This is a genomic window from Actinomadura decatromicini (assembly GCF_008121305.1).
GTDB lineage: Bacteria > Actinomycetota > Actinomycetes > Streptosporangiales > Streptosporangiaceae > Spirillospora > Spirillospora syzygii.
This window is the reverse complement of the sequence record NZ_VSRQ01000001.1, coordinates 331,149-356,524: the sequence shown is the minus strand read 5'-3', so window position 1 is coordinate 356,524 and position 25,376 is coordinate 331,149. Positions and strand designations below refer to the sequence as shown.

Below are 25,376 nucleotides of genomic sequence, written 5' to 3'. Positions count from 1 at the left end.
TTCCAGCCCCGTCCTCTGGGCGTTCAGCTCAGGGCGCGCCCGAGCTCCTTGTCGATGAAGTCCAGAACCTCGGCCGCGCTGGCCTCCCGCAGCCGCCCGCCGACGTCGGCGGGTCTGCCGCCGGGGGAGTCGCCGCCCGTCCAGCGGGCGAGCAGCCCGCGCAGCCGGGTGGTGATCTCCGGCCGCGCGTCGTCGACGACGGCCGACGCGGCCAGCGTCGCCTCCAGCCGGTCCAGCTCGGCCAGGACGGCCGGGAGGCCCTCCTCGGGTGCGGGCGCCAGCTCCCCGGCCAGGTACTCGGCGAGGGCGCCCGGGTTCGGGTGGTCGAACACCAACATGGCCGGCAGCCGCAGGCCGGTCGCGGCGGCGAGCGAGTTGCGCAGCTCCACGGCGGTGAGCGAGTCGAACCCGAGCTCCTTGAAGGCGCCGTCGGCGTCGATCGCCCCGGTGTCGGACCGGCCGAGGACGGCTCCCACGTGCTCGCGCACCACGTCGAGCAGCAGCTCCCGCCGCTCCGGCGCGGAACGCCCCGCCAGCCGTCCGGCGAGCCGCGGCGCGCCCGCCGGATCCTGGACGGCGCGGGCCGTTCTGCGCACCAGGCCGCTCAGCATCGCGGGCGGGTCGCCCGTCCCGCCGCGCAGCGCCACCAGGTCCAGCCGGACGGCCGCCACGTCCGGCCGCCCGGCCGCCAGCGCGGCGTCGTAGAGCGCGAGGCCCCGCTTGACCGGGAGCGGCAGCAGCCCGTGCCGGCGGAGCCGCCGCCGGTCGGCCGCGTCGAGCCCGCCGGCCATGCCCTCGGCTCCCTCGGACCCGGCCCACAGGCCCCACGCGATCGACGTGGCGGGCAGCCCGAGCGCCGCCCGGTGCTGGGCGAGGGCGTCGAGGCAGGCGTTGGCGGCCGCGTAGCCGCCCTGGCCCGGGTTGCCGAGGACCCCGGCGGCGGAGGAGAACAGCACGAACGACGCCAGGTCCGCGTCGCGGGTCAGCTCGTGCAGGTGCCAGGCGGCGTCGGCCTTCGGCCGCAGGACGGCGGCGATCCGGTCCGGCGCCTGCCCGGTGAGGACGCCGTCGTCCAGCGCGCCCGCGGTGTGCACGACCGAGCGGAGCGGATGCGCGGGCGGGATCGACGCCAGCAGTCCGGTCAGGGCGTCGCGGTCGCCGACGTCGCACGCGGCGATCCGCGGTTTCGCGCCGAGTTCGGTCAGCTCGCGGGCCAGGTCGGCGGCGCCGGGCGCGTCCGGGCCGCGGCGGCTGACCAGCAGGAGCCTGCGCACGCCGTGGCTGACGACCAGGTGGCGGGCCAGCAGCGCGCCGAGGGCGCCGGTGCCCCCGGTGATAAGGACCGTGCCGTCGGGGTCGGCGGCCGTATCCGGCGCGGCGGGCGCGGTGAGCGGCGCGAGCCGGGGCACGTACCCCGTCCCGTCGCGAAGGGCGAGCTGGGGCTCGTCGGCGGTGCGCGGCACCGGCCAGCGCGCGGGGTCGGCGTCGTCCACGTCGAGCAGCCCGAACCGGCCGGGGTGCTCGTTCTGCGCGGTCCGCAGCAGGCCCCACACCGCGGCGGCGGCCGGGTCGGCGACGGTCTCGCCGGGCAGCGCGGCCGTGGCGCCGCGGGTCACGGCGACCAGGCGCGTCCCGGACAGCCGCTCGTCGGCGAGCCAGTCCTGGAGCAGGGCCAGCGTCTCGGTGGACGTCCGCCGCGCGGCGGACGCCGGGTCCTCGCCCGGGCGGGACGACACCGTGAACAGCGCGACCGCCGGAGCGGGCACGCCCTCGTCCAGGGCCGTCCGCAGCCCGGACAGGTCGTCGTGGACGGTGAGGCCGTCGCGGGCGCCCGTCCCGCCGCCGAGCAGGACCGTCTCGCCGGACGGCGGCGACCCGCTCCCGGAGGCCCGGCGCCATTCGACGCGGTACAGGGTGTCGCCGGAGCCGGTCATGGTCCGTTCGCGGGACACCGCGCGGATCGTCAGCGCCGCGACGGACAGGACCGGGCGGCCCGACGTGTCCGCGACGCGCACCGCCACGGTGTCCTCGCCCGTGGGCGTGAGCCGTACCCGGGCGGTCGCCGGCGCCTCGGCGTGCCGGCGCACTCCGCTCCAGACGAAGGGGAGGCGGACCGAGCCGTCGTCGCCGCCGTCCTCCAGCGCCGCCAGGGCCAGCGGTTGCAGGGCGGCGTCCAGCAGCGCGGGGTCCACGCCGAACCCGCCGGGCGACGGCTCGGGGACCGCGACCTCGGCGAACACCTCCTCGCCGCGCCGCCAGGCGGCCTTGAGCCCCTGGAACCGGGGGCCGTACTCGTAACCGCGATCGGCCAGCCGGGGATACAGGTCGTCCAACTCGATGGGGACGGCCCCTTCCGGCGGCCACGGGGCGTCGGTCGCGGCGTCCTCCGCCGGGGCGTCGTCGGTGAGGGTGCCGGTGGCGTGCCGCGTCCAGGTGACCCCGTCCGACAGGCGCGAGTGGACGGACACCGGGCGGCCCAACTCGCCGGGTTCGCCGACGTTCACCTGGATCTGGACGGCGCCCTGATCGGGCAGCGGCAACGGCGCCTCCAAGGTCAGCTCGGCGATCGCGTCGTGCCCCGAGCGACGCCCGGCCTCCAGCGCCAGCTCGACCAGCGCGGCGCCGGGCAGCAGGACCGTCCCGTCGACGGCGTGGTCGGCCAGCCACGGATGGGTGGCCGTCGAGAGTGTTCCGGTGAGCAGCACGCCCTTGTCCTCGGGCAGTTCGGTGGCGGCGCCGAGGAGCGGGTGCCCGGCGACCTCCAGCCCCAGGCCCGCGGCGTCGCCGGGTTCCCGTGAGTCGAGCCAGTACCGCGTCCGCTCGAACGGGTAGGTGGGGAGGTCGGTGGTCCGCGCGGACGGCGCGATGCGCTGCCAGTCGAGGGCGGTGCCGTGGGTGTGGAGATGGGCGAGGGAGGTGAGGACGCGCGTCCAGGTGTCGTCGTCGCGGCGGAGGGTGCCGGTGGCGGTGATGCGCTGGCCGGTGGTCTCAGCGGTCTCGGTGATCGGGGTGGCGAGCGTCGGATGGGGACTGCATTCGATGAAGGTGTGGTGTCCCTGTTCAAGGAGGGTGTCGATCGTCTGCCTGAACTGGACGGGTTGGCGGAGGTTGCTGATCCAGTAGTCGGTGTCGAGGTGGGTTTGCCGGGTGGTGGTGAGGGTGGAGTGGAAGGGGATCTGCGGTGGTTGGGGAGTAATGCCGTCAAGGATGTGGCGGAGGTGGTCGGTCAGGGCGTCGACATGTGGCGAGTGCGAGGCGTAGTCGACGGGGATGCGGCGGGCGCGAACGTCCTGGGTCTCGCAGGTGGCGAGGAGGTCGTCGAGGGCGGATGCGTCGCCGGAGACGACGGTGGTGGTGGGCCCGTTGACCGCCGCGATGGTGAGCCGGTCGTCGTACGGGGCCAGGAGGTGGGCGACCTGGTCGGCGGGCAGGCTGACGGACGCCATGCCGCCGTGCCCGGTGATGTCCAGGAGGGCTCGCGAGCGGAGCGCCACGATGCGTGCGGCGTCAGGAAGGCTGAGGGCGCCCGCGGTGTAGGCGGCGGCGATCTCGCCCTGGGAGTGGCCGATGACGGCGTCGGGCTCGATGCCCAGGGATCGCCACAGGTGGGCCAGCGACACCATGACGGCGAACAGCGCGGGCTGGACGACGTCGACGCGGTCGAGAGTGGGTGCGCCGGGGGCCTGGCGCAGGACGTCGATGAGGTCCCAGTCGACGTGCGGACGCAAGGCTTCCGCGCAGGCCCGCATGTGCTGGGCGAACACCGGAGAAGTGTCGAGTAGCCGCAGCCCCATCCCGGGCCATTGCGAGCCCTGGCCGGGGAACACGAAGACCGTCCCGCCGCTGCCGTTGTCGCGGTCGGTGTCGGCGGTGCCCTGGATCAGGTTCGGAGCGGGCTCCCCGGCGGCCAGCGCCGACAGCCCGCGCAGGACCTCCTCACGGTCCTCGCCCACCACGACCGCCCGGTGGGGGAAGTGGGCGCGTCCGGTCGCGAGCGTCCGGCTCACGGCGGCGAGATCCAGCTCCGGGTGCCGGGCCAGATGGCCGCGCAGGCGCACGGCCTGGACGCGCAGCGCCTCCTCGGTCCGGCCCGAGATCGGCAGCATCGATCCCGGAGTGGGCTCTGGCGCCTCGTCCGGCGCCGTCGGAGGCGGCTCCTCGATGATGACGTGGCAGTTGGTCCCGCTGATCCCGAACGAGGACACCGCGCCCCGGCGCGGCCGGTCGCCGCGCGGCCAGGGCCGCGGCTCGGTGAGCGGGGACACCGCGCCCGCCGTCCAGTCCACGTGCGGGCTGGGCTCGTCGATGTTCAACGTGGCCGGAAGGGTCTCGTGCCGGAGCGCGAGCGCCATCTTGATCACACCGGCGACGCCCGCGGCGGCCTGCGTGTGCCCGATGTTGGATTTGATCGAGCCGAGCCAGAGGGGCCGGTCGGGGTCGCGTTCGCGTCCGTAGGTGTTGAGGAGGGCTTGGGCTTCGATCGGGTCGCCGAGAGTGGTGCCGGTGCCGTGCGCCTCGACGGCGTCGACGTCGGCGGCGCCGAGACCGGCGTCGGCCAGCGCGCGGTGGATCAGCCGCTCCTGGGACGGTCCGTTGGGCGCGGTGAGCCCGTTGCTCGCGCCGTCCTGGTTGATCGCGGAGGCCCGGAGCACCGCCAGCACCGGGTGGCCGAGCCGCCGGGCGTCGGACAGCCGCTCCAGCAGGACCAGGCCCGCGCCCTCGGCGAAGGCGGTGCCGTCGGCCGCCGCCGCGAACGGCTTGCAGTGCCCGTCGGCGGCGAGGCCGCGCTGGCGGCTGAACTCCACGAAGATCGACGGAGTGGCCATCACGGTCGCGCCGCCCGCCAGCGCCAGCGCGCATTCCCCGGCCCGCAGCGCGCGGGCGGCGAGGTGCATCGCCACCAGCGAGGACGAGCACGCCGTGTCGACGGTGACCGCGGGCCCCTCCAGCCCGAGCGTGTAGGCGATGCGGCCGGACGCCACGCTGCCCGTGTTCCCGGTGACGAAGTAGCCCTCCAGGTCCTCGAAGCCGGAGTGCCGGCGCGGCGCGTACTGCTGGGCGATGACGCCGGTGAACACGCCGGTGGCGGTGCCGCCGAGGCTGGACGGGTCGATGCGGGCGTTCTCGATCGCCTCCCAGGCGACCTCCAGCAGGAGCCGCTGCTGCGGGTCGATGGCGGTGGCCTCCCGGGGGGAGATGTTGAAGAACGCCGCGTCGAACCGGTCGGCGCCGTCCAGGAATCCGCCCTTGCGGGTGTAGCTGGTGCCGTGCCGCTCCGGGTCGGGGTCGAAGAACCGGTCGAGGTCCCAGCCGCGGTCGCCGGGGAAGTCGGTGATGGTGTGGCGGCCCGCGGCCAGGACCTCCCACAGGTCGTCCGGGCCGGTGACGCCGCCGGGATACCGGCAGGCCATCCCGATGATCGCGATCGGCTCGTCGTCGGCGGCGGCGGCGGTCCGCGCCGGGACGGGCGCGGACGCGGCGACGGAGCCCCCGGCGGCCTCGGCCAGCACGTGGGCGGCGAGCGCGGCCGGGTTCGGGTGGTCGAAGACCAGCGTGGCGGGCAAACGCAGCCCGGTCGCGGCGCTCAGCCGGTTGCGCAACTCCACGGCGGTGAGCGAGTCGAATCCGGTCTCCTTGAACGGCCGGCTCGCGGAGATCGCGTCGGTGCCGGTGTGTCCGAGCACGGCCGCCGCCTCCCGGCGGACGAGGTCGAGCACGATCTCCCGCCGGTCGGCCTCGGGCACCGCCGCCAGGCGCTCGCGCAGCGACCCGGCGCCGCCCTCTCCCGCCGCGCTCCGCCGGGCGGGCCTGCCCGCCAGCTCGCGCAGCACCGGCGCGGGGGCCCGGCCGCGCAGCCGGGAGGAGTCGAACCTGACGGCCGTCAGCGCGGCCGAGCCGTCCGCGAGCGCCGCGTCGAGGAGCGCCAGGGCGTCCTCGGCGGGCAGCGGCAGCAGCCCGCCGCGCCGGAGGCGGGCGAGGCCGTCCGCGTCGAGGCTCCCGGTGAGGCCGCTGGTCTCCTCCCACAGGCCCCAGCCGATCGAGGTCGCCGCCAGCCCCTCGCCGCGGCGGGCCTCGGCGAGCCGGTCGAGGAAGGCGTTGGCCGCGGCGTAGTTGCCCTGGCCCGGGTTGCCCAGCACGGCGGCGACCGAGGAGTAGAGCACGAACGCCGAAAGGTCGAGGCCGCGGGTCAGCTCGTGCAGGTGGGCGGCGGCGTCGGCCTTGGGACGCAGCACCGCGTCCAGCCGGTCCGGTGTGAGCGAGCCGATCGTCCCGTCGGCGAGGGTCCCGGCGGCGTGCACCACGGCCGTGAGGGGGCGCTCGGCGGGGATCGCGGCCAGCAGCGCGGCGAGCGCGTCCCGGTCGGCGACGTCGCAGGCGGCGATCTCCACCTCGGCGCCGAGGTCCCGCAACGCGGCGGCCAGCTCCGCCGCCCCGTTCGCGGACTGCCCGGAGCGTCCGGCGAGCACCAGCCGGCGCACCCCGTGCCGGGTGACCAGGTGGCGCGCGGTGAGCGCGCCGAGCGTGCCGGTGCCGCCGGTGATCAGGACGGTTCCGGCGGGGTCGAGCGGCGCGGGCACGGTCAGCACGACCTTGCCGATGTGCCGGGCCTGCGCGACGTGCCGGAACGCCTCCCGGGCCGCGCGGACGTCCCACGCGGTGAGCGGCAGGGGCCGCAGCGTCCCGGCGGCGAAGAGCGGCGCCAGCTCGGCCAGGATCTCGGCGATCCGGTCGGGGCCCGCGTCGATCAGGTCGAACGCCCGGTAGTCGACGCCGCCGACCTCGGCCGGGTCGCGCACGTCCGCCTTGCCGATCTCGACGAACCGGCCGCCGGACGGCAGCAGCCGCAGCGAGGCGTCGACGTACTCGCCGGTCAGGGAGTTGAGGACGACGTCCACGCCGCGCCCGCCGGTCGCCTCCAGGAACAGGTCGGCGAACTCCGTCGTCCGGGACGAGGCGATCCGCTCCACCCCTTGGTCGCGCAGCACGGCGTGCTTGGCGGGGCTCGCCGTCGCGAAGACCTCGGCGCCCCGGTGCCGGGCGAGCTGGACGGCGGCCATCCCGACGCCGCCCGCCGCCGCGTGCACCAGCACCGACTCGCCCGCGCGCAGCCCGGCCAGGTCGAACAGCCCGCGGTAGGCGGTGAGGAACGCGACCGGCACCGTGGCGGCCTGCGCGAACGTCCAGCCGTCCGGGACGGGGGCGAGCAGGCGCCGGTCGGTGACGGCCACCGGGCCCGTGCCGCCGTCCGCCATGCCCATGACCCGGTCGCCGGGCCGCAGGCCGTCGACGCCGGGTCCGGTCTCCAGCACGACTCCGGCGATCTCGCTGCCGATCCGCGCCTCGCCCGGATACACGCCGAGCGCGATGAGGACGTCCCGGAAGTTGACGCCCGCGGCGCGCACGCCCACCCGGACCTCGCCCTCCGCCAGGGGCCGCGCCGTCTCCAGTGCGGGGCGCGGGGCCAGGTTCTCGACGGTGCCGGGCTCGGTGACCGTGAGCCGCCAGGGCTCGTCCGCCGGCGGCTCCAGGCGGTCGCCGCTCCCGGCCCGGACGAGGCGCGGCACGTAAGCCCGCCCCTGCCGGAGGGCCACCTGCGGTTCGTCCGCGGGCAGCGCGCCGAGCGTCTCGGGCGCCGGGGCCTCGTCGTCCAGGTCGAGCAGCGTGAACCGGCCGGGCGCCTCCGACTGGGCGCTGCGCACCAGGCCCCAGACCGCGGCGGCGGCCGGGTCCCCGCCCCGCTCGGCGCCGTCCGCGCGGACCGCGCCGCGCGTGACGACCGCCAGGCGCGCCTGCGGGTCGCCGGTCGGCCAGTCCTGCAGCAGGCGCAGGACGGCGCCCGTCGCGGTGCGGACGTCCTGCCCCGGCGGGACCGGCGCCAACACCAGGTCGGCGTCGGAGGCCGCGTCGAGGTCCGCGACGACGGGGAGTCCGAAGCCGAAGACGTCCTCGCCCAGGACCACGGTGCGCGGCACGGACGGTTCCGGTGGCGCGGACGGTTCCGGTGGTGCGGACGGCGGCAGCGGCCTCCACGCCAGGCGCAGCAGCGGATCGGACGCGGCGGACGCCGCGCCGAGCCGGTCCGCCTCGACTCCCCGGACGACGAGGGACCGGGCGGTGAACACCGGCGCCCCAGTGGGGTCGGCGACGGTGACCGACACCGCGTCCGCGCCCACCGGGGCGAGCCGGACGCGCACCGCCGACGCCTGCGCGGCGTGCAGGCGGACTCCCGTCCAGGAGAACGGCAGCGTGATCCGGTCCGTGCCGTCCTGCGCGGCGAGCGGGTGCAGCGCGGCGTCGAGGAGGGCGGGGTGGATGCCGAAGCCGTCCGATCGCCGGTCCTCGGGGAGCGTCGCGGTGGCGTACAGCGTCTCGCCGTCCCGCCAGGCCGCCGTGACGCCCTGGAAGGCGGGGCCGTAGCCGAGGCCGCGCTCGGCCAGCAGCGGGTACAGGTCCCGCACGTCCACGGGCTCCGCGCCGTGCGGCGGCCAGGCGGCCGGGCCCTCCTCCGGCTCCCCGGCGGCCGCGCGCAGCAGCGTGCCGGAGGCGTGGTGGACCCAGGGCCCGTTCCCGGACCCGTCGACGCGGCCGGAGTGCACCCGCACCTCGCGCCGCCCCTGCTCGCCCTCCGCCGTGACGACGATCTGGAGCCGCGCCGTGCCGTTCTCGGGCAGCACGAGGGGCGCGTGCAGCGTCAGCTCCTCGACCTCGTCGCATCCGGCGAGGTCGGCCGCGTGCAGCGCCAGCTCGACGAACGCGGTGCCGGGGAGCAGGATCCGCCCGCCGACGGTGTGGTCGGCCAGCCATGGGTGGGTGCGCGTGGAGATCCGGCCGGTGAGCACCAGGTCGCCGTCGTCCGCCAGCTCGACGGCGGCGCCGAGCAGCGGATGGCCCACGTCCGTCAGCCCCGCCGTCGTGACGTCGCCGCCTCCGGCCGAGGGGGTGAGCCAATAGGTCCGGCGCTGGAACGGGTAGGTCGGCAGGCCGACGAGCCGCCCCCGGTCGGCTCCCGGCAGTCCCGTCCAGTCGAGGGCGGTGCCGTGGGTGTGGAGGTGGGCGAGGGAGGCGAGGACGCGCGTCCAGGTGTCGTCGTCGCGGCGGAGGGTGCCGGTGGCGGTGATGCGCTGGCCGGTGGTCTCAGCGGTCTCCGCGATGGGCGCGGTCAGCACGGGGTGAGGACTGCACTCGACGAAGGCGTGGTGCCCGTGTTCAAGGAGCGTGTGGACGGTCTGCCTGAACTGGACGGGTTGGCGCAGGTTCTGGATCCAGTAGTCGGTGTCGAAGTCGGTGTGGGGTGTGGTGCTGAGGGTGGAGTAGAGGGGGATCCGCGGTGGCTGGGGAGTGATGCCGTCCAGGATTTGACGAAGGTGGTCGGTCAGGGCGTCGACGTGCTGTGAGTGCGAGGCGTAGTCCACCGGGATGCGGCGGGCACGGATGCCACGGGTCTCGCAGACGGTCAGGAGGTCGTCGAGGGCGGATGCGTCGCCGGAGATGACGGTGCTGCTAGGTCCGTTGGTCGCGGCGACGGTGAGCCGGTCGCCGTAGGAGGCGAGGAGTTGGGCGGCCTGGTCCTCGGGGAGGGCGAGCGAGACCATGCCGCCGTGCCCGGTGATGTCCAGGAGGGCGTGGCTGCGCAGGGCGACGATGCGTGCGGCGTCGGAAAGGGTGAGGGCGCCTGCGGTGTAGGCGGCGGCGATCTCACCTTGGGAGTGGCCGATGACGGCGTCGGGCTCGATGCCCAACGAGCGCCAGAGGTGGGCCAAGGAGACCATGACGGCGAACAGGGCGGGTTGGACGACGTCGACACGATCGAGGGTCGGTGCGCCGGGTGTCTGGCGCAGGACGTCGATGAGGTTCCACCCGGTGTGCGGTTCCAACGCCTCGGCGCAGTCGTTCAGGTGCCGGGCGAACGCCGGGGAGGATTCCAGCAGCCCCAGACCCATCCCGGGCCATTGCGAGCCTTGGCCGGGGAACACGAAGACCGTCCCACCGCTGCCGTTGTCGTGGTCGGTGTCGGCGGTGCCTTGGATCAGGTTCGGAGCGGGCTCCCCGGCTGCCAGCGCGGACAGGCCCCGCAACAGCTCGTCGCGGTCCTCGCCCACGACCACCGCCCGGTCGTCCAGCGGAGTCCGGCGGGCGAGGGTGTAGGCGATGTCGGACGGGGCCAGGCCGGGATCGGCCTCGATCCGGTCCCGCAGGCGTCCCGCGTGGGCTCGCAGCGCGGCCTCGCCCCGTCCCGACACCGGCCAGGCGACGGCCGCCGACCCTGTTCCGGCGGGTGCGGGCCCGTCGGCGGGCGCGGGCTCCCCGGCCTCCTCAAGGATGATGTGCGCGTTGGTGCCGCTCACCCCGAACGAGGACACCGCGGCCCGGCGCGGCCGGTCGCCCCGCGGCCAGGGCCGCGCCTCGCTGAGCAGGGACACGGGCCCGTCCGCCCAGTCGACGTGCCGGGTGGGACGGTCCGCGTGCAGCGTGCGCGGGAGCGTCCGGTCGCGCATCGCCATGACCATCTTGATCACGCCGGCGACCCCGGCGGCGGCCTGCGCGTGCCCGATGTTGGACTTCACCGAGCCGAGCCACAGCGGCCGGTCGGCCGGGCGCTCGGCGCCGTAGGCCGACATCAGGGCCCGGATCTCGATCGGGTCGCCGAGGGTGGTCCCGGTCCCGTGGCCCTCCACGGCGTCGATCCCGGCGGGGGACACCCGGGCGTCGGCGAGCGCCTCCCGGATCACCCGCTCCTGCGACGGGCCGTTGGGCGCGGTCAGTCCGTTGCTCGCGCCGTCCTGGTTGACCGCCGAGCCCCGGATCACCGCCAGCACCGGGTGGCCCGCGCGCTCCGCGACGCCCAGCCGCTCCAGCACGAGCAGCCCGACGCCCTCGGCGAACCCGGTGCCGTCGGCCGCGTCGGAGAACGCGCGGCACCGCCCGTCCGGGGAGAGGCCGCGCTGGCGGCTGAACTCCACGAAGACGTCCGGCGCGGCCATCACGGTCGCGCCCCCGGCGAGCGCCAGGTCGCACTCCCCGCGCCGCAGGGCCCGCACGGCCAGGTGGATCGCGACCAGCGAGGACGAGCACGCCGTGTCCACGGTGATGGCCGGGCCCTCCAGCCCGAAGGTGTAGGCGATGCGGCCGGACGCGACGCTCGTGGTGTTCCCGGTCAGCAGGTAGCCGCCGACGTCGTCGGGGACCTCGTCCCGGCGCGGCGCGTAGCTCTGCGAGATGACGCCGGTGAACACGCCCGTCCGGCCGCCCCGCAGCGCGGCGCGGTCGAGGCCCGCCCGCTCGAACGCCTCCCACGAGGTCTCCAGCAGCAGCCGCTGCTGGGGGTCGGCGGCCAGCGCCTCGCGCGGGCTGATCTCGAAGAGGCCGGCGTCGAACTCCGCGGCGTCGTACAGGAACCCGCCGTGCCGGGTGTAGGTGCGGCCGGGCCGGTCGGGGTCGGGGTCGAAGAGGTCCTCGGCGTCCCAGCCCCGGCCGGACGGGAACGCGCCGATGGCGTCGCCGCCCCGCGCGACCAGGTCCCACAGCTCCTCCGGCGTCGTGACGTCGCCGGGGAAGCGGCAGCTCATCGCGACGATCGCGATCGGCGCCGAGTCCCTGTCCTCGGTCTCGCGGATCCGCCGGTGCGCCGCCTTCAGGTCGTTGGTCGCCCGCCGGAGATAGGCGCGCAGCTTGTCCGCGTTGCCGACCGCGTTGCCGGTCTCGCCGGCCGCGTTGCTGGTCTCGTCGTTCACCGGGTGCTCCCGTGGGTTCTGGTGGCGTCAGTCGTCGAGCGAGACGGCCCCGAGCCGGTCGAGGGCCGAGAACAGGTCGTCGTCGGAGGCGGGCTCGGGCTCGCCGCCGTCGAGGGCGTCGGCGTCCGGGGCGTCCGCGCCGGGGCCGCCCGCCCGGTCGGTCCAGCTCCACAGCAGGGACTGCAGCCGCCGGGTGACCGCGGGACCGGCGTCGTCGCCGGGCGGCAGCCGGTCCAGCTCGGCGGCGATGCGGTCCAGCTCGGCCAGCAGCGCGGCGGAACCCGGGGCCTCGTCGGCGCCGAGCTCGCCCCGCAGGTACGCGGTGACGGCGGCCGGGGTCGGGTGGTCGAACACGAGCGTGGCGGGCAGCCGCAGCCCGGAGGCGGCGTTGAGCCGGTTGCGCAGCTCCACCGAGCCCAGCGAGTCGAATCCGAGGTCCTTGAACGGACGTTCGGCGCCGACGTCGCCCGGGGCCAGCCCCAGCACGGTCGCGGCGTTCGACCTGACCAGGTCGAGGAGCAGCCGGTCGCGCTCGGGCGGGGTCAGCCCGGCGAGCCGTTCGGCCAGCGCCGGACCGGCGGCGGTCGCGGCGGCCGCCGCGACCCGGCGGGGAGGCCCGTCGGCCAGCCCGCGCAGCAGCGGCGGCAGCGTGCCGGCCGCGGCGGCGTCCCGCACCGCCGCCGCGTCCACCTTCACCGGGAAGGTCACCGCGGGCTCGGCGGCGAGCGCCGCGTCCAGCAGCGCCAGGGCCTCCTCGGTCGGCAGCGGCAGCATGCCGGTCCTGGCCAGCCGGGCGTGGTCGGCGCCGGTCAGGTGCCGGGTCATGCCGCTGGCCTCGGCCCACAGGCCCCAGGCGATCGACACGGCGGGCAGGCCCCGGGCGCGCCGTGTCCGGGCGAGGGCGTCGAGCGCCGCGTTGGCGGCGGCGTAGCCGCCCTGCGCCGCGCCGCCGAGCGTCCCCGCGGCCGAGGAGAACAGGACGAACGCGGTGAGGTCCCTGTCCCGGGTGAGGTCGTGCAGGTTCCAGGCCGCGTCGACCTTCGGACGCAGCACCGCGTCCACCCGGTCGGGGGTCAGTGCCTCCACCAGGCCGTCGTCGAGGACTCCGGCGGCGTGCACGACCGCGCCGACCGGATGCTCGGCGAGCAGCGCCGCCAGGGCGTCCCGGTCGGCGGCGTCGCAGGCCGCGATGGTCACCCGCGCGCCGAGCGCCTCCAGTTCGGCGGACAGCTCGGCCGCGCCCGGCGCCTCCCGGCCTCGCCGCCCGATGAGCAGCAGCCGCCGCACGCCGTGCGCGGTGACGAGGTGCCGCGCGACGATCCCGCCGAGGGTGCCGGTGCCGCCGGTGACGAGGACGGTCCCCGCGCCGGACGGCCCGGAGACGGTCAGCGCGAGCTTGCCGACGTGCCGGGCCTGGGAGAGGAACCGCAGCGCCTCGGGCGCCCGCTGGACCTCGGAGGAGGCGACCGGCAGGGGGGCGAGCGTGCCGTCGGCGAAGAGCGGGCGCAGCTCGTCGAGCATCTCGGCGATCCGGTCGGGTCCGGCCGACATCAGGTCGAACGCCCGGTAGGCCACCCCCGGGTGCGCGGCGGCGATCGCGCCGGCGTCCCGGACGTCGGTCTTGCCCATCTCCAGGAACCGGCCGCCGCGCGGCAGCAGCCGCAGCGACGCGTCCACGTACTCCCCGGAGAGGGAGTTCAGGACGACGTCGACGCCCTGACCGCCGGTCGCCTCCAGGAACCCGGCGGCGAAGTCCAGGCTCCGCGACGAGGCGATGTGCCGGTCGTCGGGCCCGAGGGAGCGCAGCACGTCCCATTTGCCGGGGCTGGCGGTCGCGTACACCTCCACGCCCCAGTGCCGGGCCAGCCGCAGCGTCGCCATGCCGACGCCGCCGGTCGCGGCGTGCAGGAGCAGCCGCTCGCCGCGCCTGATCCCGGCCAGGTCGACCAGGCCGTAGAAGGCGGTCAGGTAGACGACGGAGACCGTCGCGGCCTCGGCGAACGTCCAGCCGTCCGGGATTCGTGCCAGGTACCGCTGGTCGGTGACGGCCAGCGGCCCGGCGCCGCCGGGGAACAGGCCCATGACCGGGTCCCCGGGCGCGACCCGCGTCACGCCGGGGCCCACCTCCAGGACGATCCCGGCCGCCTCCCCGCCGATCTCGGCTTCCAGGGGGTAGAGGCCCAGCGCGATCAGCGCGTCCCGGAAGTTGAGGCCCGCCGCGCGCACCCCCACCCGGACCTGCCCCGCCTCCAGCGGCTCCAGCACCTCCGGGCAGGGCAGCAGCGCCAGGTTCTCCAGGGTGCCCGCGGCGGTGACGCCCAGCCGCCAGGCCGCCGTCCCGGCGGGCGGGACGAGCCGGTCGCCGGGGCTTACGCGGGCCAGCGCAGGGGCGGTCGGGACCTCCCCGTCCAGGGCGATCTGGTCCTCGCCGCGAGACAGCGCCGCGACCAGGACCTCGTCGGCGGGGTCCGGCTCTCCGGGGGACAGGTCCAGCAGTGCGAAGCGGCCCGGGTTCTCCGTCTGCGCCGAGCGCACCAGGCCCCATACGGCCGCGCCCGCCGGGTCGGGGTCCCGGTCGCCGGTCGCGCCGTGCGTGACCAGCACCAGCTTGGACTTCGCGGTACGCGGTTCGGCCGTCCACTCCTGGACGAGGGCCAGCGCGCGGTGCACGGCCGCGCGCACGGCGTCCGGGGCGTCCCCGGACGGGAGGTCCGCGAGCACGAGGTCGGGCGGACCGTCCGCGAGCGCGGCGGAGAGGTCTTCGTCCGCGGTGAGCCGCGTCCATGACGGCGGTTCGTCGGCCGGAGCCGTGGTGACGGGCCGCCACTCCAGCTGGAGGAGCGGTGCCGCGCCGGACGGCGCGGGCACCGGCCCTCCGGCCGGGAGCGGGCGGGTGGCCAGCGAGTCGACGGTGAGGACGGGCCCTCCGGCCGGATCGAACACCGCCAGCGCGACCGCGTCGCCGGAGCGGGTGAACCGCACCCGGACAGCGGTCGCGCCGACCGCGTGGAGCCGCACGCCCGTCCAGGAGAACGGCAGCCGGACCGGCTCCGCGTCGTCCCGGTCGAGCGCGTCCAGCGGCAGCGCGTGGAGGGCGGCGTCGAGCAGGGCCGGGTGCAGGCCGAACCCCGCCGCCCGCTCCCGCGGCTCCTCGGGGAGGACGGCCTCGGCGTAGAGGTCGTCGCCGTCCCGCCACGCCGCGGCGAGCCCCTGGAAGGCGGGGCCGTAGCCGTATCCGGCGGCGGCGAGCCGGTCGTAGGCGTCGGCGACCGGGACGGGAACGGCGCCGGGCGGCGGCCACGCCGCCGGGCCGGGTTCCGGAACGTCCGGCGCGCCCGGGGCGAGGGTTCCGGAGGCGTGCCGTGTCCACTCGGACGCGCCGTCGGCCGGACGGGCGTGCACCGCGACCGGCCGCCGTCCGGCCCCGTCGACCGCGCCCACAACCACCTGGACCTGGACGGCGCCCTCGGCGGGCAGCGGCAGCGGAGCCTCGACCGTCAGCTCCTCCACCTCCCCGCGGTCGGTCCGGTCGGCCGCGTGCAGGGCCAGCTCCAGCAGCGCCGTGCCGGGCAGCAGCACCGTTCCGCCGACGGCGTGGTCGGCCAGCCAGGCGTGACCCGCCACTGACAGGCGTCCGGTGAGGATCGTGCTCGCGCCGTCGGCCGCCGGGACGGCCGCGCCGAGCAGTTCGTGCTCCGCCGGGTCGAGGCCCGCGGCGGTGAGGTCGCCCGCGCCGCCGGCGTCGATCCAGTGGCGCCGGCGCTGGAACGGGTAGGTCGGCAGCGCGACCGTCGCCGTGTCGCGGGTGCCGAGCAGCGCGGGCCAGTCGACGGACGCGCCGCGCGTCCACGCCTCGGCGACCGAGAGCGCGAACCGCAGCCGCCCGCCCTCGTCGCGGCGCAGCGACCCGACCGTGGCCGCCGCCGCGCCCGCGTCCTCGACGGTGTCCTGGACGGCCGCGCCGAGCACCGGGTGCGGGGCGGTCTCGACGAACAGCCCGTGCCCCTCGGCCAGCAGCGCCCGGACGGCCCGGTCCAGCTCGACGGTCTCGCGCAGGTTCCGGTACCAGTACCCGGCGTCCAGCTCCGTGCCGTCCAGCGCCTCGCCCGTCACCGTCGACAGGAACAGCGTCTCCGCCGGGCGGGGCGCGATGTCCCCGAGCGCGGCGATCAGCTCGTCGCGGACGGTCTCGACCTGGGCGGAGTGCGAGGCGTAGTCCACCGCGATCCGGCGGACCCGCACGCCCTCCTCCGCCCACCGGTCCAGCAGCTCGGCGAGCGTCGCGGGGTCGCCGGACACGACCGTGGCGGCGGGCCCGTTGACGGCGGCGACGCCCACGCCGGTGCCCGCGACCCGCTCGCGGACCGTCCCGGCGGGCAGCGCGACCGAGGCCATCCCGCCCCCGCCCGCCAGCCGGGTCAGCAGCCCGCTGCGCACGGCGACCACCCGGGCCGCGTCCTCCAGGGACAGGGCCCCGGCCACGCACGCCGCCGCGATCTCGCCCTGCGAATGCCCGACGACCGCCGACGGCCGAACCCCCGCGGCCCGCCAGGACTCCGCCAGCGCGACCATCACCGCGAACAGCGCGGGCTGCACCACGTCGACCCGGTCCAGCGGCGGGGCGCCCGGCGTTCCGCGCAGCACGTCGACCAGCGACCAGCCGGTGTGCGGTGCCAGCGCGTCGGCGCAGGCCAGCAGCCGCTCGCGGAACACCTCGTGGGTGTCGAGCAGGTCGACCGCCATGCCCTCCCATTGGGAGCCCTGGCCGGGGAACACGAACGCGACCCTTCCGACGTCGGTGGCCGTGCCCTCGACCAGGCCGGGCGCGGTCTCGCCCGCCTCCAGCGCTTGCAGGGCCCGTCGCAGGCCGTCGCCGTCCTCCGCCAGGGCGACCGCGCGGTGCTCGAACGCGGCGCGGGTGGTGGCCAGGGAGTGTCCGACCGCGTACGCCTCAGGCCCGGCCGTCGGCAGGTCGCGCAGGCGTCCCGCTGCGGCGCGCAGCGCGGCGCCGCTCTTGGCGGACAACGGCCAGGCCACCGGCCCCGACCCGGTGGCGGCGACACTCTCCGCCGTCTCGGGTGCTTGTTCGATGACGATGTGGGCGTTGGTGCCGGAGATGCCGAAGGAGGAGACGGCGGCGCGGCGCGGGCGACCGGTGTCGGGCCAAGGTTGGGCTTCGGCGAGGAGCTGGATTCCGGAGTCGTCCCAGGGGACGTGGGATGAGGGAGTGTCGACGTGGAGGGTTGCCGGGAGTGTCCGGTGCTGGATGGCGAGGATGGTTTTGATGATTCCGGCGACGCCTGCGGCGGCTTGGGTGTGGCCGAGGTTGGATTTGATGGAGCCGAGCCAGAGGGGCTTGTCGGGGTCGCGTTGGTGGCCGTAGGTGTTGATGAGGGCTTGGGCTTCGATCGGGTCGCCCAGGGTGGTGCCGGTGCCGTGTGCTTCGACGGCGTCGATGTCGGCTGGTGTGAGACCGGCGTCGGCGAGGGCGGTGTGGATGACGCGCTCCTGGGACGGCCCGTTGGGCGCGGTGAGTCCGTTGCTCGCGCCGTCCTGGTTGATCGCTGAGCCGCGGATGAGCGCCAGGACCCGGTGGCCGTTGCGCTGAGCGTCGGAGAGCCGTTCCAGGAGGAGGAGCCCTGCGCCTTCGCTCCAGGCGGTGCCGTCGGCGGTGTCGGCGAACGCCTTGCACAGGCCGTCGGGTGCCAGCCCGCGCTGTCGGCTGAACTCGATGAACGTGGTGGGAGTGGCCATCACCGTCGCGCCGCCGGCCAGCGCGAGCTCCACCTGTCCGGAGCGGAGTGCCTGGCACGCCAGGTGGGTCGCGACCAGCGAGGAGGAGCAGGCCGTGTCGATGGTGATGGCGGGGCCTTGCAGGCCGAGGGTGTAGGCGATGCGGCCTGACGCGACGCTGGGCGCGTTGCCGGTGCTGAGGTAGCCCTCGTAGTCGGCGGGTGTCGCGTGGAGGCGGGCGGCGTAGTCGCCGTACATGATGCCGGTGTAGACGCCGGTGGCGGTGCCGCCGAGGCCGGTCGGGTCGATGCGGGCGTTCTCGATGGCCTCCCAGGCGGTCTCCAGGAGGAGCCGCTGCTGCGGGTCGATGGCGGCCGCCTCGCGCGGGCCGATGCCGAAGAAGGCCGGGTCGAACGCGTCGGCGTCGTGGAGGAACCCGCCCTTGCGGGTGTAGCTGGTGCCTGGGTGGTCGGGGTCGGGGTGGTAGAGCCGGTCGAGGTCCCAGCCGCGGTTGCCGGGCAGGTCGGTGATGGTGTGCTCGCCGCGGGCGAGGAGATCCCAGAGCTGTTCCGGCGTGGCGATTTCGCCGGGATAGCGGCAGGCCATGCCGACCACCGCGATCGGCTCGTCCGCCGCGATGGCGGTCCTGACCTCGCCGCGCTCACGGCGGCCTAGGAGGGCGTCCCACAGGTGCTCGGCCAGCGCCTCGGGCGTCGGGTGGTCGAACACCAGGGAGGCGGGCAGGTCGAGGCCGGTCGCGGCGCCGAGCCGGTTGCGCAGCTCCAGACCGGTCAGCGAGTCGAACCCCAGGTCCACGAACGGCCTGGCCACCGGGATCGTGTCGGGCTTCGGGTGCCCGAGCACGGTCGCCACCTGGGCGCGGACCGTCCCCAGTACGAGGCGGCGCTGCTCTTCGTCCGGCAGCCCGGCCAGGGACGGCGCCGAGACCGACCCGGCCGCGGCCTTCCGCCGCGCCGGTGCGCGGACCAGGCCGCGCAGCAGCGGCGGAGCGTCGCGGACGGCGCCGAGGGCGAGGTCGGCGGGCACGGTCACGGCCCGGCCGGACGCGAGCGCCGCGTCGAACAGCCGCAGCCCCAGCCCGGCGGAGAGCGGCGTGACGCCGGTCCGCGCGATGCGCGCCCGGTCGGCCTGGCCGAGCCCGCCGGTCATCCCGCCGTCCTCGGCCCACGGCCCCCATGCCAGCGAGGCGGCCGGGAGGCCCCGGGCGAGGCGGTGCGCGGCGAGCCCGTCGAGATAGGCGTTGGCGGCGGCGTAGGCGCCCTGGCCCGCTGAGCCGAGCGTCCCGGCCAGGGAGGAGAACAGGACGAAGGCGCGCAGGTCGAGGTCGCGGGTCAGCTCGTGCAGGTGGCGGGCGGCGTCGGCCTTGGGCCGCAGCGCCTTCGCCAGGTCCGCAGGGGCGAGCCGGGCGAGGGTGGTGTCGGCGAGGACCCCGGCGGCGTGCACGACGGCGGTGAGCGGCCGGTCGGCCGGGATCGAGGCGAGCAGTGCGGCGAGGTCCTCCCGGTCGGCGGCGTCGCAGGCCGCGATCGTGGCCTCGGCGCCCAGCTCGGCCAGCTCGGCGCGGAGCTGCGCGGCGCCCTCGGCGTCCGGCCCTCGGCGGCCGGTCAGCAGCAGGTGGCGGACGCCGTGCGCCGCCGCGAGGTGACGGGCGACGAGCCCGCCGAGCAGGCCGGTGCCGCCGGTGACGAGCACGGTCCCGCCCGGGGCGAGCGCCGTGGCGGCGGGCTCGGCTGTGACGCGGGTGAGCCGGGGGACGCGGAACTCGCCGCCGCGCAGCGCGAGTTGCGGTTCTCCGGTGGACAGGGCCGCGCCGAGCAGGTCGGACGGCACCGGCTCGCCGGTGTCTTCGGCGTCCAGCAGCACGAACCGGCCGGGGTGCTCGGTCTGCGCCGTCCGCACCAGCCCCCAGACCGCCGCGCCCGCCGGGTCGGCGACGTCGTCGGTGACGGCTCCGCGGGTGAGGACGACCAGCGGCCCGGCGGGTGGCGGCTCCTGCGCGATCCGGTCCTGGACGATCCGCAGCGTGTCGGCGACGATCTCGTGCACACCGTCCCCGGACGGCTCGACGACCTCGACAAGCGTTTCGGCTTCGGCGGTTCGGGCGGTGATGGCCTGCCAGTCCACGGCGAACAGCGGCAGGGAGCGCCGCGCGGCCAGCCGTTCCCGGGACACCGGTCGCGTGGTGAGCGTTCCGACGGACGCGACGGGCGTCCCGGCGGCGTCGCGGATGTCCAGCGACACCGCGTCCGGGCCGGTCGGCGACACCCGTACCCACAGGTCGCCTGCCCCGGTGGCGTGGAGCGCCGCGTCCCGGAAGGAGAACGGGACGCGCGGCACGTCGGCCTCGTCGACGGCCAGGCTCGCGGCGTGCAGGCAGGCGTCGAGCAGCGCAGGGCTCAGCCCCGGCCACTCCGGCGTCTCGCCGGGCGGCTCGATCCGCGCGTACACCTCCGAGCCGTGCCGCCACGCGGCCCGGACGCCCTGGAACGAGGGGCCGTAGGAAAGCCCCGCGTCGGCGAGCCGCTCGTACAGGTCGTCGACGGGCAGCGGAACGGCCCCTTCGGGCGGCCACGCCGCCGGGCCGGACGCGGCGGACGGCGCTCCGGCGTCCAGCCGGCCGGTCGCGTGCCGCGTCCAAGGCTCGTCGTCGGCGGCGTCCGCGGCGCGCGCGTAGACGCCGATGGAGCGCCGCCCGTCCTCGTCGGCCTCCCCGACCCGCGCCTGGAGGAGGACCGCGCCGCCGTCCGGCGGCACGAGCGGCGCCTCCAGCGTCAGCTCCGCGACACCGCCCGCCCCGGCGCGGTCGGCGGCCAGGAGCGCCAGCTCCAGGAGGACGGCACCGGGCACCACGCCGACACCCAGCACGGTGTGGTCGTCCAGCCAGGGATGCGCGTCGCGCGACAGCCGTCCGGTCAGCAGGTGGCCCTCGCCGTCCGCCAGGGCCACGGCCGCGCCGAGGAGCGGGTGGTCGGTCGCGCTCAGGCCCGTGGCGGCCACGTTCGCGGCGGCGGGCGCGTCCAGCCAGTACCGCTCGCGCTGGAACGGGTAGGTCGGCAGCGGCGTCGGCCGTCCCGGCGGGAGGACCTGCCGCCAGTCCACCGGCACGCCCCGCACGTGCAGGGCGGCGAGCGCCTCGATCACCGCGACCGGCTCGGGACGGCCGCGCCGGAGCGCGGCCACGATCGGCGGCGTGTCCGGCTCGGCGGCCAGCGGGGCGAGCGCGGCGTCCGGGCCGATCTCGACGGCCGTGGCGACGCCCGACGCGCGCGCGGCGCGCAGCGCGTCGCCGAAGCGGACGGCCTCGCGCAGGTGCCGGGCCCAGTAGTCGGGGGAGCGGAGCTGCTCGGCCGTGGCCTGCTCCCCGGTCAGGTTCGACAGCACGGGAATGGCCGGGGGCCGAAACTCCAGCCCGGCCGCGACCAGCCGGAACTCGTCCAGCACGCCGTCCATGTGCGCCGAGTGGAAGGCATGCGAGACGTTCAGCCGCCGGGTGCGCCTACCGAGCCCGGACCAGTGCTCCGCGATCGCCAGCACTGCGTCCTCGTCGCCGGACACGACCGTGGCGGCGGGGCCGTTCACGGCCGCGACGTCGGCACCGGTCGTGAGGGTCGCCCGGACCTCGTCCTCGGACGCCTGGATCGCCGCCATCGCGCCGCCGCCGGGCGCCGACTGCATCAGCCGTCCCCGCGCGGCCACCAGCGCGCACGCGTCGGGGAGGGACAGCACGCCCGCCGCGTGGACGGCGGTCAGCTCGCCGATCGAGTGCCCGGCCAGCACCTTCGGCTGGACGCCCCAGTGGTCGAACAGCCGGTACAGGGCCGTCTCGAACGCGAACAGCGCGGCCTGGGTGTAGCGGGTCTGGTCGAGGAGGGCGGCCTCGGGCGTGCCCTCGGCGGCGAACATCAGCTCGCGGAGCGGCCGGTCGAGGTGGGCGTCGAGCGACTCGGTCACCTCGTCGAGCGCGTCCGCGAACACCGGGAACGCCACGTGCAGTTCGCGTCCCATGCCGGGCCGCTGGCTGCCCTGCCCGGAGAACACGAAGCCCAGCCGCCCCGGACGGACGGTGCCCAGCAGCGTCTTGTCGCCGGGCTCGTCCCGGCCGAGCGCCGCCAGCTCGTCCAGCAGCGCCGCCCGGTCGGCGCCGATGACCGCGGCCCGGTGCTCCAGCCCGGCCCGGCCCGTGGCCAGCGCGAACGCCACGTCGGCCGGGTCGGTCTCCGGGTCGACCGACACCTGGTCGTGCAGGCGCCGGGCCAGCTCCCGCAGCGCCTCCGGTGTCCTGGCCGACAGCAGCCAGGGCGTCACCGCGGGGGCGGCCCCGGCTCGCTCGTCCGGCGCGGGGTCCTCCGGCGGGGCCTGCTCGACGATCACGTGCGCGTTGGTGCCGCTGATCCCGAACGACGACACCCCGGCGCGCCGCGCCCGGCCCGTCTCCGGCCACGGGACGGCCTCGGTGAGCAGCGCGACGCCGTCCGCGCTCCAGCCGACGTCCGGGGCGGGCTCCTCGGCGTGCAGGGTCGGCGGCAGGAGCCCGCGCCGGATCGCCATGACCGTCTTGATGACCCCGGCGACGCCCGCCGCCGCCTGCGCGTGCCCGATGTTGGACTTGACCGAGCCGAGCCACAGCGGACGCCCGCCGGGCCGGTCCGCGCCGAACGCGCGGATCAGGGCGTGCGCCTCGATCGGATCGCCGAGGGCGGTGCCGGTGCCGTGCGCCTCGACCGCGTCCACCTCGCCCGGCCGCAGCCCCGCGTCCTCCAGCGCCCGCGCGACGACCCGCTCCTGGGCCGGTCCGTTGGGCGCGGTGAGGCGGCTGCTGGCGCCGTCCTGGTTGACCGCCGTGCCCCGGACGACGGCGAGGACCGGGTGATCGTTGCGCCGCGCGTCCGACAGCCGTTCCAGCAGGAGCAGCCCGGCGCCCTCGCCCCAGCCGGTGCCGTCCGCCCGCGCGGAGAACGCCTTGCACCGGCCGTCGGGGGACAGCCCGCGCTGGCGGCTGAACTCCACGAACGTGTTCGGGGTGGCCATCACGGTCACGCCGCCCGCCAGCGCCAGCCGGCACTCGCGGCGGCGCAGCGCCTGCACGGCCAGGTGCAGCGCGACCAGCGACGACGAGCAGGCCGTGTCGACCGAGACCGCCGGTCCCTCCAGGCCGAAGGTGTAGGCGATCCGGCCCGAGGCGACGCTCGGGGCGCTGCCGGTCCCGACGTAGCCCTCGAACGCCGGGGGGATGGGCCGGATCCGCGCGGCGTAGTCGTCGTACATCACGCCGGTGAACACGCCCGTGGCGGTGCCGTGCAGCGCCGCCGGGTCGATCCCGGCGCGCTCGAACGACTCCCAGGCCAGCTCCAGCAGGAGCCGCTGCTGCGGGTCGACGGTCAGCGCCTCCCGCGGGCTGATGCCGAAGAACTCGGGGTCGAACCGGTCGGCGTCGTGCAGGAACCCGCCCGCCCGGGAGATGGACGTGCCGGGATGGTCGGGGTCCGGGTCGTACAGCCCCTCCAGGTCCCAGCCGCGGTTGGCGGGGAACGGGCCGATCGCGTCCGTCCCCGCCGCGACCAGCTCCCACAGCTCCTCGGGGGAGGCGACGTCACCGGGATACCGGCAGGCCATCGCGACGATCGCGATCGGCTCGGTGCGCTCGGACTCCATCTGGCGGATCCGTTCGCGGGCCGCGTGCAGGTCGAGCGTGACCCGCTTGAGGTAGTCGCGGAGTCGTCCGTCATTCGCCATGTGATGTCAGTCCTCGTCGATCCTCGGCGCCGGTCTCGGCGCCGAACTCCCGGTCGATGAAGTCGAAGATCTCGTCGTCGGAGGCGGAGTCGAGCCGCTCGGTGAGTTCGGCGGCGGGTTCGGGGGCGGCCGGTGCGAGCCGGTCGAGCAGGTTGCCCAGCCGGGTCGCGAGTTGCCCGCGAAGGTCTTCCGGCAGGTCGTGGAGTTGCTCTTCGAGCCGGTCGAGGTCGGAGAGCAGTGGCGGGCGCGGGCCGCCGGCGGCGAAGTCCAGCTCTCCGAGGACGAACTCGGCCAGCGCGTCGGGCCTCGGATGGTCGAAGACCACCGTCGCGGGCAGCCGCAGGCCGGTCGCCACGTCGAGCCGGTTGCGCAGCTCCACCGCCGTGAGGGAGTCGACGCCCATGTCCTGGAAGCCCCGGCCGCGGTCGACGGTGTCGGGCGCGGTGTGCCCCAGCACCTCGGCGACCTTCGCCAGGACCAGAGCGGTGACCGCGTCGCGGCGCTCGGGGCCTGGCAGCTCGCGCAACCGCCCGGCGCGCGGGCCGCTGTCGGGTTCGCGCCTTCGGGGGCGGGTGAGTTCGCGGAGCAGCCTCCCGCTGAACCCGGCCGCGATCGGCGCGGGCCGGTTCGAGGCGAGTGCCGCGTCCAGGAGGCGGAGGGCTTCGTCGTCGGCGAGCGGTCGCAGGCCCGTCCGTTCCAGCCGTTTCCGGTCGGTGGCGTCGAGTTGGGCGGTGATGGTGCTGGTGGTCTGCCATAGCCCCCAGGCGATGGACGTGGCGGGGAGTCCTTGCCGGTGGCGGTGGCGAGCGAGGGCGTCGAGGAAGGAGTTGGCGGCGCTGTAGTTGCCCTGGCCGGGGTTCCCCAGGGTGGCGGCGACGGAGGAGAACAGGACGAACGCCTGGAGGGGGAGGTGCTGGGTGAGTCGGTGGAGGTTCCAGGCGGCGTCGGCTTTGCCGGTCAGGACGGTGTGAAGGTGGTCGGGGGTGAGGTGGGTGAGGGTGGCGTCGTCGGTGGTGCCTGCTGCGTGGATGACGGCGCGGAGCGGTCGATCCGGGGGGATGGTGTCGAGTAGCGCGCTTAGTGCGTCGGGGTCGGCGGCGTCGCAGGTTGCGATGGTGACTCGGGCGTCGAGTGCGGTGAGTTCGGTGTGGACTTCGCGGGCGCCGGGTGCGTCGAGGCCGGAGCGGCTGACGAGGAGCAGGTCGCGGACGCCGTGGCGGGTGACGAGGTGGCGGGCGGTGAGCGCGCCGAGGGTGCCGGTGCCGCCGGTGATCAGCACCGTCCCGTCCAGCGCGGGCGGTTCCCCGCCGGTTGACGGCACGGGGGCCAGTACGGGCGCGTGGGCGCGGCCGTCGCGGACGGCCACGTCCGGTTCGCCGCAGGCCAGGGCGTCGGTGACGCTCCGCAGGGACGTCTCGGCCCCGTCGAGGTCCAGCAGGACGAACCGGCCGGGGTGCTCCGACTGAGCCGAGCGCACCAGGCCCCGCACGGCCGCCGACACGGGGTTCCCCGCCGTGGCGTCGCGCGTGACGACGGCGAGCGGAACATCCTCGAACCGGTCGTCCGCCAGCCAGCCCTGGAGCAGTTCCAGGGCCTGACGTGTGCTGTCGTGCGCGGCCCGCGCCGGGTCTTCGCCTTCCGGTGCGGGGAACGCGACCAGCGTGATGTCCGGGGACGCCGCCGCTAGCGAGTCCGGGTCGCGGCGGGTCTCCAGGCCGAGGCCCAGCGCGTCGTCGCCGAGGATCAGCGCGCGGGGGGCCGGCCGGGACGCGGGCGGCACCGGGCGCCACACCTGTTCCAGCGGTCCGTCGCCGGACTTCCGGAGCCGTGCGGGATCGACCGCGCGGACGGCGATCGACCCGACCGTCGCGACCGCGGTTCCGTCCGGGGCCGTGAACGTCAGAGCGGCCTTGTCGACGCCGTCGCGGACGATCCGGACGCGCAGGTCGGTGTGCCCGGCGGAGCGGAGGGCGACGTCGGTCCAGGCGAACGGGAGGCGGAGTTCGTCGTTCTCCGCGTCCGCTGCCAGGAGGTGGAGGGCGGCGTCCAGCAGTACCGGATGCAGGGCGAAGCCGTCCTGCGCCGCGTCCGGCACGCGGACCTCGGCGTGGAGTTCGCCGCCCAGCCGCCAGGCGGCACGTAGACCCTGGAAGGCCG

2 protein-coding genes and 1 pseudogene (1 of these 3 only partly in view) are annotated in these 25,376 nt (G+C 76.4%); all 3 read right to left on the bottom strand.

Annotation, left to right across the window (positions count from 1 at the left end; genetic code table 11):
• Window positions 1-23 precede the first annotated feature (23 nt).
• A pseudogene (locus FXF68_RS01400) lies at window positions 24-11,732 on the bottom strand (SDR family NAD(P)-dependent oxidoreductase); the annotation flags it as partial.
• A 27-nt stretch (window positions 11,733-11,759) separates the two neighbouring features.
• On the bottom strand, window positions 11,760-23,219 hold the full coding sequence (locus tag FXF68_RS01395) for a type I polyketide synthase (protein ID WP_148756987.1): 11,460 nt from the start codon (window positions 23,217-23,219) through the stop codon (window positions 11,760-11,762).
• Window positions 23,209-25,376 carry the 3' end of a type I polyketide synthase gene (locus FXF68_RS01390; RefSeq protein WP_148756986.1) on the bottom strand. Its footprint extends 16,375 nt past the window's final position, so 2,168 of the gene's 18,543 nt are visible here — the last part of the coding sequence; its start codon lies off the right edge, out of view; the stop codon is at window positions 23,209-23,211. The genes FXF68_RS01395 and FXF68_RS01390 overlap by 11 nt, the downstream gene beginning before the upstream one ends.